The 14,716-nt window shown below is 67.7% G+C and carries 14 protein-coding genes; 8 read left to right on the top strand and 6 right to left on the bottom strand.

What is annotated here, in order from left to right; genetic code table 11:
* Positions 1-3: 3 nt before the first annotated feature.
* Both ACAG20_RS12290 and ACAG20_RS12285 read right to left on the bottom strand, forming a co-directional pair.
* Positions 4-1,467: a neutral zinc metallopeptidase gene (locus ACAG20_RS12290; protein WP_370492762.1), complete on the bottom strand. Its 1,464-nt coding sequence runs from the start codon at positions 1,465-1,467 to the stop codon at positions 4-6.
* On the bottom strand, positions 1,467-2,198 hold the full coding sequence (locus ACAG20_RS12285; RefSeq protein ID WP_370492703.1) for an Rv3717 family N-acetylmuramoyl-L-alanine amidase: 732 nt from the start codon (positions 2,196-2,198) through the stop codon (positions 1,467-1,469). Before ACAG20_RS12285 ends, ACAG20_RS12290 begins: the two co-directional genes overlap by 1 nt.
* A gap of 53 nt (positions 2,199-2,251) precedes the next feature.
* Here ACAG20_RS12285 and ACAG20_RS12280 point away from each other — a divergent pair, with 53 nt between their 5' ends.
* Together ACAG20_RS12280 and ACAG20_RS12275 are read left to right on the top strand one after the other, a co-directional pair.
* Positions 2,252-3,610, top strand: coding sequence for a wax ester/triacylglycerol synthase family O-acyltransferase (locus tag ACAG20_RS12280; protein ID WP_370492702.1), 1,359 nt, complete (start codon positions 2,252-2,254; stop codon positions 3,608-3,610).
* A 3-nt stretch (positions 3,611-3,613) separates the two neighbouring features.
* The gene (locus ACAG20_RS12275) at positions 3,614-4,084 is read left to right on the top strand and encodes an NUDIX domain-containing protein (protein WP_370492701.1); all 471 of its coding nucleotides are present in this window, start codon (positions 3,614-3,616) and stop codon (positions 4,082-4,084) included.
* Here the strand turns inward: ACAG20_RS12275 and ACAG20_RS12270 are convergent.
* Genes ACAG20_RS12270 through ACAG20_RS12260 form a run of 3 tightly spaced genes read right to left on the bottom strand, consistent with a single transcriptional unit; the run spans position 4,081 to position 6,541 of the window.
* Positions 4,081-5,934: a fatty acyl-AMP ligase gene (locus tag ACAG20_RS12270; RefSeq protein WP_370492700.1), complete on the bottom strand. Its 1,854-nt coding sequence runs from the start codon at positions 5,932-5,934 to the stop codon at positions 4,081-4,083. The two genes, ACAG20_RS12275 and ACAG20_RS12270, sit on opposite strands and share 4 nt — an antisense overlap.
* A gap of 22 nt (positions 5,935-5,956) precedes the next feature.
* Positions 5,957-6,112 (bottom strand): hypothetical protein, encoded by a 156-nt coding sequence (locus ACAG20_RS12265; protein ID WP_165825029.1) that lies wholly within the window; start codon positions 6,110-6,112, stop codon positions 5,957-5,959.
* Between the two features lie 12 nt (positions 6,113-6,124).
* A complete protein-coding gene (locus ACAG20_RS12260; protein ID WP_112686716.1) occupies positions 6,125-6,541 on the bottom strand; it encodes a DUF302 domain-containing protein in 417 nt (138 codons plus the stop codon).
* Between the two features lie 86 nt (positions 6,542-6,627).
* On the opposite strand from ACAG20_RS12260, the gene ACAG20_RS12255 reads away from it, so the two are divergent.
* The 3 genes from ACAG20_RS12255 (at position 6,628) to ACAG20_RS12245 (ending at position 9,838) form a co-directional block, all read left to right on the top strand.
* A complete protein-coding gene (locus ACAG20_RS12255; protein WP_370492699.1) occupies positions 6,628-7,533 on the top strand; it encodes a haloalkane dehalogenase in 906 nt (301 codons plus the stop codon).
* Positions 7,534-7,776: 243 nt separating this feature from the next.
* Entirely contained in the window at positions 7,777-8,811 is a 1,035-nt protein-coding gene (locus tag ACAG20_RS12250) for an ATP-dependent DNA ligase (protein WP_370492761.1), read from the top strand.
* A 1-nt stretch (position 8,812) separates the two neighbouring features.
* Positions 8,813-9,838: a DNA polymerase domain-containing protein gene (locus tag ACAG20_RS12245; protein ID WP_370492698.1), complete on the top strand. Its 1,026-nt coding sequence runs from the start codon at positions 8,813-8,815 to the stop codon at positions 9,836-9,838.
* A gap of 71 nt (positions 9,839-9,909) precedes the next feature.
* Here ACAG20_RS12245 and ACAG20_RS12240 read toward each other — a convergent pair whose 3' ends face one another.
* Positions 9,910-10,593, bottom strand: coding sequence for a TetR family transcriptional regulator (locus ACAG20_RS12240; protein WP_370492697.1), 684 nt, complete (start codon positions 10,591-10,593; stop codon positions 9,910-9,912).
* 109 nt (positions 10,594-10,702) lie between these two features.
* On the opposite strand from ACAG20_RS12240, the gene ACAG20_RS12235 reads away from it, so the two are divergent.
* The 3 genes from ACAG20_RS12235 (at position 10,703) to ACAG20_RS12225 (ending at position 14,715) form a co-directional block, all read left to right on the top strand.
* A complete protein-coding gene (locus ACAG20_RS12235; RefSeq protein WP_041319066.1) occupies positions 10,703-11,125 on the top strand; it encodes an MmpS family protein in 423 nt (140 codons plus the stop codon).
* Positions 11,122-14,031 (top strand): RND family transporter, encoded by a 2,910-nt coding sequence (locus tag ACAG20_RS12230; RefSeq protein ID WP_370492696.1) that lies wholly within the window; start codon positions 11,122-11,124, stop codon positions 14,029-14,031. Before ACAG20_RS12235 ends, ACAG20_RS12230 begins: the two co-directional genes overlap by 4 nt.
* 225 nt (positions 14,032-14,256) lie before the next feature.
* Complete coding sequence (locus ACAG20_RS12225) at positions 14,257-14,715, top strand: DUF5078 domain-containing protein (RefSeq protein WP_112686726.1); 459 nt, start codon at positions 14,257-14,259, stop codon at positions 14,713-14,715.
* The last annotated feature ends 1 nt before the right edge of the window (position 14,716 follow it).

The raw sequence follows: 14,716 nt of genomic DNA, 5'->3' as shown, positions 1-14,716 counted from the left end.
CCATCACCGGAACCGCTCGAAACAGCCGTCGATGTCGCCGTGCAGCCCGGAGCGAAACGCCAGGATCCGGGTGAATCCGGCCGGCACGGTGTTGTCGTCGGCGTCGCTGGCAACCACACCGTTCATCAGCAGACCGGTGATCGCCTCATCGAGGTCGCCGCCGGCCAGCGTCAGACCCGGGCCCGACGGCAAGCTCATCGGCTCGGCCATCCGGCGCTGGGCCACCCCGGTCAGGCACGCTGTCCGCAGCGCCGCGGCCGCCGACTCCAGACCGACCTCGCGTTCGCGTTGCACCGCAAGCGCATACCGCGACGTGACAGCCGACAACCCGGTGTTGTCGCCCTGCGGCAGACTCAGTGTCGACTGGTCGGTGGGTGCGCTCATCTCCTGCAATCCGGCCAGATTTACGACGACGGTGTTGGACTCCGGGCAGTAGGCCACCGGATCGGGCTGATGCCCGCTGGGACATTTACCGGTCGTCGCCAGCGCGGGCGGGCGGGACAACGCGAAGATCTGGCCCAATTGCTCCATCAGGGTCGACAGCACGTGTTCGTCGATGGTCAGATCGCTCTGCGGGTTCTCCGAATCGAACAGCGCGTGCGGCAGATTCCCGCGGCGCTTGCGGATCTCATCCATGTCGATCGCGGCGCACATCTCGGCGCCGCCGTCGAAGCCGGTCTGGAAGGCGCCGACGCGGTCCAGCGCGGTGCCGTGCTCGTCGGAGATCGACACCGGATTTTCCGGCGTCGAAACCGGATCGCGGATCACGATCAGCCCGGCCAGCACGTGATTGAGGCCGTCGCCGGTGCTCAACGTCGCGCGCGACGACTTGCCGGCGGCCACCCACTGCAGGTACACCCCGGCGAAGCAGTCGGCCTGCTGTTCGCGCACCAGGGTTCGGGTCAGCGGGTTCACGATGTCGGCCATGGCCTGCAGGGCGTGACCGTATTCGTGGGCGAGCGTCCCGTTGATGGCCATGTCGCCGAAGTACTTTCGGGCGGTCGGCATGAACTTGGCCCGATCCCAGGCCATGGTGTCGGCCCGTCGGCAGTACATCGCGTTCGGCAGGTGGTAGACGTCGCCGCCGCACACCGGCGGGCTCTTCGGGTCGGTCGAGTCATACGACATCAACGTCGACACCGGCTCGAAGCGTCCGCGAAGGGAGTCGGTGTAGTGCTGCGTCCAGAACTCCTCGATGTCGTCGATCGCAAACAGTGACAGTCGGTCGATCTCGCCGCCGTCGCTGTTGCCCACCCTGGCGGTGACCGGCGGGACGTCGCCACGCGGGCCACTGGGCCCCTCGGCGGTCGGTAACCCGCCGACCCGCCCGGGGTTGTAGAGCATCGACACTGCGCGACCGGTCACCACCGTGGGCGTGGTGTCCGCGCAGCCGGTCAATGCCAGCATCACGCAGGCCACGCCGAAAAGCGTTCTGGCCAAACGGCCGGGGCGCTGACTCGACATCATCACCCGCTGAGGAAGGCGACGATCCCGTTGGTGACGGCAGCGGCGTACCGCGCCCGCCCGTCGGGGCTGCCCAGCAGGGCCGCGTCATCGGCGTTGCGCATGTTGCCCAGTTCGACCAGCACCGCCGGATACTCGGCCAGGTTCAGCCCGGCCAGATCCGCCCGACCGTAGAGTCCGTCGGCGCCCAGGTAGCTGGAGGTGGCGATGCCGGCGGACGACAGCGAGTCGCGGATGTCACCGGCCAACCGCACCGCCGGACCTGACTGGGCGTCGTTGAGCGGCGGGCTGGAGTAGTTGACGTGGAACCCGCGGCCCGAGGCCGGCCCGCCGTCGGCATGGATGGACACGATGGCGTCCGGGCGTGCGGCGTTGGCCGCGGCGGCCCGCGCGTCGATACAGGGGGCGGGCGAGGTGTCGTCGGCACGCGAGAGTTCGGTGTGCACGCCCATCCCGTCGAGGGTGGCGCGGATCCGGTTGGTCACGTCCCAGTTCAGGCTGTGCTCGGGATAGCCGTCGTCGGCGGCCGTCCCGCTGGTCTGGCACGGCTTGCTGCCGCCGCGTCCGTTGGGGACCTGCCGGGCGATCGACGAGTCGTTCGCGCCGGCGTGCCCGGGATCCAGAAACACCGTCTTACCGGCGACATCGAGGTTCGCGGGAGCAGCGGGCGCACCGATGCCGGCCGCCACTAAGCACGCGGTGAAGCCGACGCAGACGATGGTCCGGCGACGCACCCGAAAAGACTAGCAAGCAAGCGGCCGCCGGCCGGTCGCGGTGTAATGGGTCGATGCAGTTGATGTCACCGACCGATTCGGTCTTCCTGCTGGCCGAAAGCCGCGAGCATCCGATGCATGTCGGTGGCCTGATGCTGTTCGAGCCGCCGGAGGGTGCCGGGCCGGAATTCGTCGGCGAGATCTATCAGGGACTGCTGGGCGCCCGCGATCTCCAGCCGGCCTTCCGTAAACGACCGGCGACCCTGCTCGGGGGGATCGCGAACGTCGGGTGGGCCTTCGATGACGAGGTCGACATCGAGTACCACGTGCGTCGGTCGGCGCTGCCGGTTCCCGGCCGGGTGCGTGACCTGCTGGAGTTGACGTCGCTGCTGCACGGCAGCCTGCTCGACCGGCACCGGCCGCTGTGGGAGGCGCACCTGGTGGAGGGTCTCAACGACGGCCGATTCGCGGTGTACGTCAAGATCCACCACAGCTTGATCGACGGGGTGTCGCTGCTGCGGTTGCTGCGCCGCACGCTGTCGGCCGATCCGCGAGAGCCCGAGCTGCGCGCCCCGTGGTCGATGCGGCCGCCGTCGCGGCCGCGCTCCGATGCCCCGTCCCGGCTTCGTGAGCTGACCGGGCTGGTCAAAGGCGTTGCGGCGCTGGGTCCCTCGACGGTGAAGCTGGCGCGCGCGGCATTGTTCGAGCAGCAGCTCACGCTCCCGTTCGAAGCGCCGCGCACCATGTTCAATGTCAAGATCGGCGGCGCCCGCCGGTGTGCGGCACAGTCCTGGCCGGCGGAGCGCGTCGTTGCGATCAAACGGGCCGCCGGGGTGACCGTCAACGATGTCGTGCTGGCGATGTGCGCCGGGGCGCTGCGGGCCTACCTCGACGAACGGCAGGCACTGCCGGAGCATCCGTTGGTGGCGATGGTTCCGGTGAGTCTTCGCACCGAAGCCGACGCCGATTCCGGCGGCAACATGGTCGGCACTATTTTGTGCAATCTCGCCACCGATCTGGCCGACCCCGCAGAACGACTCGCCACCATCAGCGAATCGATGCGCCGCAACAAGCAGGTGTTCAGCGAACTGCCGCGCACGCAGGCGCTGGCACTGTCGGCGGCCAACATGGCGCCGCTGGCGTTGACGGCCATCCCCGGCTTCGTCTCGACGGCGCCGCCGCCGTTCAACATCGTCATCTCCAACGTTCCCGGTCCGGCCGAACCGATGTACTGGCGGGGCGCCCGCCTGGACGGCAACTATCCGCTGTCGATCGCCCTGGACGGCCAGGCGCTGAACATGACCGTGGTCAGCAACGCCGGCAACCTCGACTTCGGCCTGGTCGGCTGCCGCCGCTCGGTGCCGCGGCTGCAGCGGCTGCTCGGCCACCTCGACAGCTCGCTGGAAGACCTGGAACGCGCCGTGGGTGTGTGAGGCGTGGCCAGACGCAGCGCCGGACTGCTGCTCTACCGGTGGGGCGCCGATGGAATCGAGGTGCTGATCGCCCATCCGGGCGGGCCGTTCTGGGCACGCAAGGACGACGGCGCGTGGTCGATCCCCAAAGGCGAGCATCCCGACGGTGCAGACCCGTGGGACACCGCGCGCCGGGAATTCACCGAGGAGATCGGCCTGGACCCGCCCGACGGCGAGCGACTGGACCTCGGCGTGGTGCGGCAGGCCGGCGGGAAAGTGGTCACGGTGTTCGCCGTGCACGGCGACCTCGACGTCACCGACGCGCGCAGCAACACCTTCGAGATGGAGTGGCCGCCGCGGTCGGGACAGCTGCGGGAGTTCCCCGAAGTCGACCGGGTCGGCTGGTTCACCATTGCCCGAGCGCGCGCCAAACTGCTGGCCGGTCAGCGGCCCATCCTGGACCGGTTGGTGGCCGGTGCGGGAAGCGGGCCCTAACCGCCGGCGCGAGGCGGTATTCCGCGCTGTTGCTGTTGCTTCTGGCGCTGCGCCAGACTGTTGGAGATCAGCCGGGCCAGCCCGCCCGCTGCGCCGGCGTTCGGGGTCCGTTCGGCCAGCGGCGCCGGGGCATGCCATTCGGCCAGCGCCGCCAGTTCGCCGTCGAGGAACTGCCGCCGGCATTCTGCGCGCCTGATCTTGCCGCTCGAGGTGGTGGGCAACCGCATCGCCGGCACCAGCAGCACATCGTGCGCCTCGAGGCCGTGCTGCGCACGCACCGCCGCCCGGATGGCGTCGATGATGCCGGGGAACTCGTCCGCGGCGACCTGCTGCTGGTGGTCCACCTCCTGCAAGACGACCAGGTGGTTGTCGGCGCCCTGGTTGCCTTGCACCGCAACGACCGCACCGCGGTCGGCGAGCAATGCCGGATGGCAGGCATGCACGGTCGGCTCGATGTTGTTCGGGTAGTAGTTGCCGTCTCGAATGGTGATCAGGTCGTTCCAGCGTCCGGTGACGAAAACCTCGCCCTTACAAAGGAAGCCGAGGTCGCCGGTGCGCAGGAACGGGCCTTCACCGGTGTCGGCCAGGAAACCGGCGAAGGTGTGCGCGGTCTCCTCCGGTCGGCCCCAGTAACCCTGCGCGACGCTGCGACCCGATACCCAGATCTCGCCGACCTCGTCGGGTCCGCATTGCAGCCGGGTCTCCGGATCGACGATCATGACCCGCTGGCCGTACACCGGCGGACCGCAGCTGACCACCGGGACGGCCGCGGTGTCGGCAGTGACGTCCACGGCCCGGTTCTCACTCAGTGCCGCGGCGTCGACGTAACGGACGCCGGCGACGCCGTGGCTGGGGCCGGCGGCGACCAGCAAGGTGGCCTCGGCCAGGCCATAGCACGGTAGAAACGCCTCAAGCCGGAAGCCGGCCGGGGCGAACGCGTCGGAGAACTCCTGAATGGTCGACGCGTGGATCGGCTCGGAACTGCTCGCGGCGGTGGTCCAGTGCGACAGATCCAGTGCCGCGCGCTGCGCGGGGGTGCTGCTTTTGACACACAACCGGTAGGCACTGTTGGGTGCCGCGGTCGTGTTGGCGCGAAACCGAGACATGGCTTCCAGCCACGCCATCGGCCGCTGGAAGAAGACGATCGGCGACATCAATACGGTGGTGCAGCCGACGTAGATCATCTCCAGCACCCCGCCGATCAGCCCCATGTCGTGCTGCTGCGGCAGGAAGTAGACGCTCGTCTGGTGCTCGTCGCCGTGGTAGGCCCGCCGAATGGCCTCCAGATTGTCCATGAGGTTGCCGTGCGTCACGACCACGCCCTTGGGCGATCTTGTCGAACCGGAGGTGTATTGGATCAAGGCCGTGGTGCTCGAGTCGACGTCGGGGGTCTCCCAGTCTTCGGGGTCGGCGGTGTACTCATCGATGGCGCACCACCGCACCGTCGACAGGCCCGGCACGTCGGCGGCCACTGCCTGCAATTGGTTCCGGGTGCCGGCCGTCGCGACCGCGAAGGCGGCTTGCGTATCGGGCGCGACCAGTTTCAGGCGCGGGAGCGGGGTGTCCACCGGCACCGGGACCGCGCCGGCGTACAAGCAGCCGAAAATGCTGACGATGCTGTCCAGGCCGGGCCGGCAGATCACCAGTGCACGCTCACCGGCGGCGCCGTCATGTTGCAGGGTGGTCCCGATTGCCCGCGCCCGGATGTCGAGCTCCCGGTACGTCAGCCGGGCGGTGATTTGCTTCCCATCGGGGGCGAAGCTGAACGCGACCTTGTCCGCGTACCGCTCGGCCTGCAACCGCAGCAACTCCACCAGGGTAGGCACGGTCGGCGGTGTCTGCGCTGGCATCCCGACACCATAGTCGCTGGGCTCAGCGTCGCCACCAGGAACGCTGTCGGGTCTGCTGTTCGCGATGCCCCTCGCACCACTGCTCGGGTGGCACCTGCATGCGGACGTCGGCGATGTGCTCGCCGCAGCCGTCCCAGGTGGTCTTGCCGCAGACCCGGCACGGTACGGGGTAGCACATCAGCGGTTCCTCTCAGGCGGTGCGCAATGCATCAGCCAGGGTATCGATGACGGCACGGATTTTCTCGGTCACTTCGTCGGCGATCGGCGCCAGCGCCGGATTGTCGACGACTTGGGCCATCAGCTGCGGGTTCATCGCCTCGACGTGCACCGTCTCCGGCTGTTGCGGGTCCTCGCGAACCACGACGTTGCACGGCAGCAGCACCCCGATGCGTTTCTCGGCGGTCACCGCGCGATGCGCCAACGGCGGGTTGCAGGCGCCCAGGATCAGGTAGCGCTCCATGTCCTCGCCGAGCTTGGCTTTGAGCGTCGCCTGCATGTCGATCTCGGTCAGTACGCCGAAACCGTTGTCCTTCAGCAGCTCCCGGGTCTTGGCGGCAACAGTGCCGAAATCGGCGCCGGTCACCGTGGTGCTCATTGCGACGGACATGAGGCCTCCTTGGTCGTCTCCTTGATCGTGGTGATCACGCTCCAGTATACCCCCGTGGGTATATACCCTCACGGTATCGTCGGCTCATGCAGACCCTGCGCACCCCCGATGACAGGTTCGTCGACCTCCCCGATTTCGGATATTCGCCCCAGTTCTGCGACCTGGATGACGATGACGGCGGCACACTGCGGGTGGCCTGGGTGGCCGACGGCCCCGAGGAAGCCGACCCGATCCTGATGCTGCACGGCGAGCCGTCGTGGTCGTATCTGTACCGCAAGATGATGCCGATTCTGGCCGAGGCGGGGCACCGGGTCATCTGTCCGGATCTGGTCGGGTTCGGGCGCTCGGACAAGCCGACCCAAGCCTCAGACCACACCTACGCCCGCCACGTCGAGTGGATGCGGGCGCTGGCGTTCGACCACCTCGACCTGCAGAACGTGACGCTGGTCGGCCAGGACTGGGGCGGACTGATCGGGCTGCGGCTGGTCGCGGAGAACCCGGATCGGTTCAGCGGCGTCGTGGTGGCCAACACCGGCCTGCCCACCGGTGATATCCCGATGCCGGAGATCTGGTGGCGCTTCCGGGAGAGCATCCAGACCGCACCGAAAATCGACGTCGGCTGGTTCGTGCAGTCCGGATGCCGTAAGCCGATGACCGACTCCGCCCGGGCCGGCTACGACGCGCCGTTCCCCGACGACAGCTACTGCGTCGGGCCCCGGGCCATGCCGTCACTGGTCCCGACCAGCCCCGAGGACCCGGCCGCGGCGGCCAACCGGGCGGCGTGGGCGACGCTGTGCGCCTCGGAGACCCCGATGCTGGTGGCTTTCAGTGACGGTGACCCGATCACCGGGGCGATGGGGCCGATCTTCCAGCGCGAGATGCGCGGCGCACGCGGACGCGCCCACCCGGTGATCCACGACGCCGGCCACTTCCTGCAGGAGGACGCCGGCGAGGAGTTGGCCCGCCACATCGTGGAGTTCCTGCGGCGCTGACCGTGTGCGCCCGCCGGAGAGGGACCCGCCGGAGAGGGACCCGCCGGAGAGGGACCCGCCGGAGAGGAACCCGCCGGAGAGGGATAGGGATGTTTGCCCGCCTTTCAGCGACAACGTTGGTGGGTTGTCGCCGGATGGTCGCCAGCTGGCCTGGGCGAGCCCCGGTTGTCGCTCGAAGGCGGGCAACAGACACACCACCTCCCGGCGGTGGCTTCTGTGACAGATGAGGCCGCAGCATCCATCATGGACAGCATGGACCTGCCCCTGGCCCCGCCGGTGGATCCCATGCTCGCCAAGGCGGCGGCCAAGGTTCCCGACGAGCCAGGCCGGTGGTCCTACGAACCCAAGTGGGACGGCTTTCGCGCCATCGCGTTCCGTGACGGCGACGAGGTGTTGCTGCAATCGCGCAACGGCAAACCGCTGAGCCGCTACTTCCCGGAACTGCTGGAGGCGCTGCGCGCCGAGGTGGCCCCGCGCTGCGTGCTCGACGGGGAGGTGGTGGTGCCCCGGCAGATCGACGGCCGGACCCGGCTGGATTGGGAGTCGCTGAGCCAGCGGATTCATCCCGCCCAGAGCCGGGTGCGGCTGCTGGCCGAGCAGACTCCGGCGCAATTCATCGGCTTTGACGCGCTGGCCACCGGCTCGGCGTCGCTGCTCGGCGAACCGTTCCGGGTGCGACGGCAGGCGCTGGCGGACTCGATCCACGGGGGCCGTAGCTGTCATGTCACCCGTGCGACCGACGATCCCGAACAGGCCATGGTCTGGCTCACCACGTTCGAAGGCGCCGGACTGGACGGGGTGATCGCCAAGCGGAGCGACGGGCCGTATCTGCCCGGCAAGCGCGAGATGGTCAAGGTCAAACACCGCCGAGACGCCGACTGCGTGGTGATGGGATACCGAATCCACAAGAGCGGCAACGGCATCGGTTCGCTGCTGCTGGGGCTGTACCGCCCCGACGGCGAGCTGGCGATGGTCGGGGGCGCGGCGTCGTTCACCGATGCCGACCGCCTCAAGCTCCTGGCCGAGCTGGAGCCGCTGCGCATCGGCGACGTCCGCGAGGGCGAGCCCAGCCGCTGGAACTCCGCGGCCGACAAGCAGTGGGTGCCGATCCGGCCGGAGCGCGTCGCCGAGGTCGCCTACGACCAGATGGAGGGGGATCGCTTCCGGCACACCGTGAAACTGCTGCGGTGGCGCCCGGATCGCGACCCGGCCAGCTGCACCTTCGACCAACTCGACGTCCCGTTGACCTACGATCTCGCCGACGTGCTGGAGACCTGACATGCCTGAAGCCGAGGAGTTGGACGTCGACGGCACCGCCGTCCGGTTCACCAGCGGCGACAAGGTGTACTTTCCCCGGCTCGGCGCCGGCGGCACCAAGCGGGCGCTGGCCGACTACTACCTGGCGGTGGCCAATGGCCCGCTGCTGGCGGCGTTGCGGGACCGGCCCACCCACCTGCAGCGGTTCCCGGACGGCAGCGGTGGTGACGAGGTCTACCAGAAGCGGCTGCCGCGCGGGCATCCCGACTATCTGCAGTCCTGCCGGGTGACGTTCCCGTCGGGCCGCACCGCCGACGCGCTCAAGGTCACCCGGCCGGCGGACATCATGTGGGCGGTGCAGATGAGCACCGTCACCTTTCACCCGTGGCCGGTGCGCTGCGGTGACACCGACCATCCCGATGAGCTGCGCATCGACCTGGACCCCCAGCCAGGCACCGGCTTCGCCGAGGCACGCGCGGTCGCGCTGGAGGTGCTGCGCCCGCTGCTCGATGAGCTCGGCCTGGTCGGCCACCTCAAGACCTCCGGTGGCCGCGGCTTGCACGTCTTCCTGCGGATCAAGACCGACTGGGACTTCATCGAGGTTCGGCGGGCCGGGATCGCGCTGGCTCGCGAGCTCGAGCGGCGCGCACCGAAGGCGGTCACCTCGTCGTGGTGGAAGGAAGAACGCGGTAAGCGGATCTTCATCGACTTCAACCAGAACGCCCGCGACCGCACCATGGCGTCGGCCTACTCGGTGCGTGCCACCCCGATCGCCACCGTCTCCATGCCGTTGACCTGGGACGAGTTGGCCGAGGGTGCCGACCCCGACGACTACACCATCGCCACCGTGCCCGAGCTGATCGCGCGGCGCGGCGACGCGTGGGACACCATCGACGGCCTCGAGCAGTCCCTGCAGCCACTGCTGGAGATGGTGGCCGCCGACGAAGCCCGCGGGCTGGGCGACCTGCCGTACCCGCCGAACTATCCGAAAATGCCCGGCGAGCCCAAGCGGGTGCAGCCCAGCCGGGACACCGACTTGACCCGATAAAACGTGGCGCTGCGGTTCCGCGACCGCAACGGCAGTCACACCGCATCGGGATGTGGGCGAGGTGTCGGGCGTCAGGATGCCTGCTCCAGCAGCCCCACGCAGGTGGCGGTGAGCAGCCGGGTCAAGGCGGTGGTGAAGTCCAGGTTCCAGTCCGGCAACAGCTCCGGTTCGTCGGAGTAGGCGTTGGTCAGCGTCTCCGGCGGGTGTGCCCGCTGCCACAGCACCGAGCCCAGTGAATAGGCGGCCAGCAGCAGATCCAGGGCGCCACGGGGCCCGAGCCCCGGCAGCGCCCGCTCGATCGCGCCGGCACTGGTCATCACCGCCGCGGCGCTGACCCGCCTCACCTCGATCACCCGTTCGGCGTCCACCTCGTGTTCCAGGTGAAGGTGCAGGTTGGACAGCAAGTCGCAGAACAGCGGATCGGCCGCCAAGCCGCTGACCAGGATCTCGACCACCTGCTCGGGGGACATCGGCCCGGGCTGGTCCAATCCGGTGCAGACTGCCGCCGACCACCGTTGCCAGCTCTCGGCCGCCAGGCGCAGCAGCACCTCCTTGTAGGAGCTGAAGTAGCGGCGCACGGCCGAGTAGTGCACCCCGGCCCGGGCGGCCACCGCGGTCAGCGTCACCGATGCGACACCGGCCTCCAGGGCCACCGAACGCGCCGCTTCCATCAGGGCTGCTGCGCGCTGGCGCTTCTCTTCTGCGCTGCGAGCGCGCTGGAACGAGACCTGCCGCACGGCGCGAGGATAACGCACATGCTGTGCGTTGCGACCGTTCTGGGCGGTACTGTAGCGTGCGTTTACGCACGTGGACTTGGGTTAGGGTACCCAAAGGTGCTAGGCGAAGGGGACTCCGATTTTCAAGGTGCTGAGCCGGGTGTGGATACCCCTGGTGATACTGGCCGTGGTCGGTGTCGCCGGGTTCACGGTGACGCGCATCCACGGGCTGTTCGGATCCGAGAAGCGCCCGTCCTACGCCGACGGCCAGATCGACGAGACCAAGCCCTTCAACCCCAAGCGCATGACCTACGAGATCTTCGGCCCACCCGGAACCGTGGCCGACATCAGCTATTTCGACGTCAACTCCGAGCCGCAACGCGTCCAAGACGTCGCACTGCCGTGGCAACTCGAGATTGTCACCACCCTCCCGGCGGTGGTGGGAAGCATTATGGCGCAAGGCAACAGCAACAGCATCGGTTGCCGGATCACCGTCGACGGGGAGGTGAAGGCCGAGCGCATCTCCAATGAGGTCAACGCCTACACCTTCTGCCTGCTGAAGGCGGCATGAGCCCGCCGATAACCGGTAGCGCGGGCGGACATCCGGAGCGGACATTCATCGCGCGCACCATTCGCCGGTTGTCGATTCCGATCATCCTGGGCTGGGTGGGCCTGATCCTGCTGCTCGGCGCCACCGTGCCGTCACTGGAACAGATCGGCAAAGAGAACGCCGTGTCGGCCAGCCCGACGACAGCGCCGTCCATGCAGGCGATGACCGAGATGGGCCGCGTCTTCCAGGAATCGGACTTCGACAGCACCGCGATGATCGTGCTGGAGGCCGACCACGAACTCGGCGATGCCGAGCACGAGTACTACGCCGAGATGGTCGAGCGGCTCAAAGCCGACACCGCTCACGTGCAGCACGTCCAGGACTTCTGGGGGGATCCGCTGACCGCTGTCGGCGCCCAGAGTGCCGATGGCAAAGCGACTTACGTGCAACTCAATCTGGTCGGCAACATCGGCCAGGCCAAGGCCAATGAGTCCGTCGAGTCGGTCCGCACCATCGTGGACTCGATCGAGAAGCCGCCTGGGCTGACGGTCTACGTCACCGGCACTGCGGCGCTGGCCAACGATATGAACCACGCCGGCGACAAGTCCATGCTGCGGATGATGGCGGTCACCGTCGCGGTGATCCTGACCATGCTGCTGGCGGTCTACCGGTCGGTCACCACCGTGGTGTTGCTGCTGGCCACGGTCGGCATGGAGCTTTCCGCCGCCCGCGGCGTGGTGGCCTTCCTGGGCCACCATCACCTGGTCGGATTGACGACGTTCTCCGTCAACCTGCTGGTCTCGCTGGCGATCGCCGCCGGCACCGACTACGCGATCTTCCTGATCGGCCGCTATCACGAGGCCCGCCACGACGGCGAAGATCCCGAAACGGCCTACTACACGGCGTTCAACGGCGTCTCGCACGTCATCCTGGGCTCCGGCCTGACCATCGCCGGCGCGGTGTTCTGTCTGCACTTCACTCACATGCCCTACTTCGTCTCGCTCGGCATCCCGTGTGCGGTCGGCATGGTCGTCTCGGTGCTCGCCGCGTTGACGTTGGGTCCGGCGATCATCACGGTCGGCAGCCGGTTCGGGCTGTTCGAACCCAAGCGCAAGATGAGCACCCGCGGCTGGCGGCAACTGGCGACGGCGATCGTGCGCTGGCCCGGGCCGATCCTGGTTGCCTCAATGGCGATCGCGGCCGTCGGCCTGCTGGCGTTGCCGGGCTATACGCCGGCCTACGACGACCGCCAGTACATCCCCAGCGACATCCCGGCCAACGAGGGCTTCAACGCCGCCGACCGGCACTTCTCGCAGTCCCGGATGATGCCGGAGGTGCTGATGGTCGAAGCCGATCACGACCTGCGCAACCCGTCTGACTTCCTGGTCATCGACAAGCTGGCCAAGGCGGTGTTCAAGGTGGTCGGGATCTCCCGGGTCCAGGCGATCACCCGGCCGCAGGGCACCCCGCTGGAACACACCTCGATCCCGTTCCAGATGAGCATGCAGAACGCCGGCCAGATGCAGACCATGCAGTTCCAGAAGAAGCGCATGGACGACATGCTCACCCAGGCCGACGCGATGGGGGAGACCATCGCCACCATGCGCGAAATGCTCGGCTACATGGGCCAATTGGCCAACACCACCCACGAGATGGTGGTCGACATGGACGAGCTACAGGCCCAGATCTACGAGATCCGGGACCACATCGCCGATTTCGAGGATTTCTGGCGGCCGATCCGGAGCTACTTCTACTGGGAGCCGCACTGCTACGACATCCCGATCTGCTTCTCGCTGCGCTCGGCGTTCGACATGGTCGACAGTGTCGATCCGATGAGCGAGAGCATGGACAAGATGATCGCGCACATGGCCGACATGGATGCGCTCATGCCGCAGATGCTGACCACCTTCCCGCCCATGATCGACACCATGCAGACCATGCAGACCATGATGCTGACGATGCACAGCACCATGTCGGGGATCTTCGCCCAGATGGAGGAGATGGGCGACAACGCCACCGCGATGGGCAAGGCGTTCGACGAGGCCAAGAACGACGACTCGTTCTACCTGCCGCCAGAGGTCTTCGAGAACCCAGACTTCAAGCGCGCGATGAACATGTTCGTCTCGCCGGACGGCAAGGCCGTGCGGATGATCATCTCGCACCGGGGCAATCCGGCTACCGCAGAAGGCATTGCGCGCATCGACCAGATCCGCATCGCTGCCGAGGAGGCGCTCAAGGGAACGCCGCTGGAGGACGCCAAGATCTATCTGGGCGGGACCGCGGCCCTGTTCAAGGACATGCACGACGGTTCCTACTATGACCTGCTGATCGCCGGAATCGCTTCGCTGTGCCTGATTTTCGTCATCATGCTGCTGATCACCCGTGCGCTGATCGCCGCGCTGGTGATCGTCGGAACCGTCGCACTGTCGTTGGGGGCGTCGTTCGGGCTGTCGGTGCTGGTCTGGCAGTACCTGATCGGCATGCAACTGCACTGGCTGGTGATGGTGATGTCGGTGATCGTGCTGCTGGCGGTGGGATCGGACTACAACCTGATGCTGGTCTCCCGATTCAAACAGGAGATCCATGCCGGCTTGCATACCGGCATCATCCGGGCGATGGGCGGTACCGGGAAGGTGGTGACCGCAGCCGGGCTGGTGTTCGCCTTCACCATGGCGTCGATGGCCGTCAGCGACCTGCGCATCATCGGCCAGATCGGCACCACCATCGGGCTGGGCCTGCTGTTCGACACCTTGATCGTGCGGGCGTTCATGACGCCGTCGATCGCGGCGTTGCTGGGCCGCTGGTTCTGGTGGCCCATCAACGTGCTGCCGTACGTCGGCGGTAAGGCCGCCCGGGACCGAGAGGCGGCCGCCGCCGCGCACGGTGCCGACGCCGAGGCGGCCGATGCGTTGGCCGACAGGCGCTGATCGACTGTGAGTGATCCCATGCGATCAGGGGCTACACCTAATTAGGTAGCAAGGCTAAAGTTATGTAGCATTGTTTTCCGAGTTCGTCACCGCCCGCCACCGGTTTTTCGCGCAGCGGGTTCACCCGGATCATCGGTCTGAACAGCGGGGATCGGCATCAGAAACTGACATAGGGGAAAGGACCGGGGAATGGTTACAGTGGATTCCATGCCCACCCACCGCCCGATCCGCCGCCGCGGCGCCGCGGTGGCCGCCGCGGCCGGCCTGGCCGCGCTGACCGCCGCCTTGTTGCCGGTGACCGCTTCCGCCGACGCCACCGACGACTTTCCCATCCCGCGCCGGGTGATCCGCACCGACTGCAGCGCCGAGCAGATGCTGGCCGCCAGCCGCGACCTGTCGCCGGTCTATTACGAGCGCTACATGATCGACATGCACAACAAGCCGGTACAGGTGCAGCAGGCCACCATCGACAAGATGCACTGGTTCTTCTCGCTGAGCCCCGAGCAGCGCCGGGCCTACTCGGAGGAGTTGGCGACGAACTTCGCCGACCCGCTGACCGTTTCCTGGCCCAACCACGCCAAGATCTTCTTCAACAACAAGGGTGTCGTCGCCAAGTCGACCGAAGCCTGCAGCCAGTACCCGCGTGACGACATGTCGGTGTGGGACTGGTCGCCCAAGCCCTGAC

Origin of the sequence: Mycobacterium sp. pW045, assembly GCF_041287085.1 — a bacterium.
In the GTDB taxonomy this organism is placed as follows: Bacteria; Actinomycetota; Actinomycetes; order Mycobacteriales; family Mycobacteriaceae; genus Mycobacterium; species Mycobacterium algericum_A.
The sequence above is the reverse complement of the archived record's forward strand: the minus strand, read 5'-3'. Positions and strand labels throughout refer to the sequence as shown.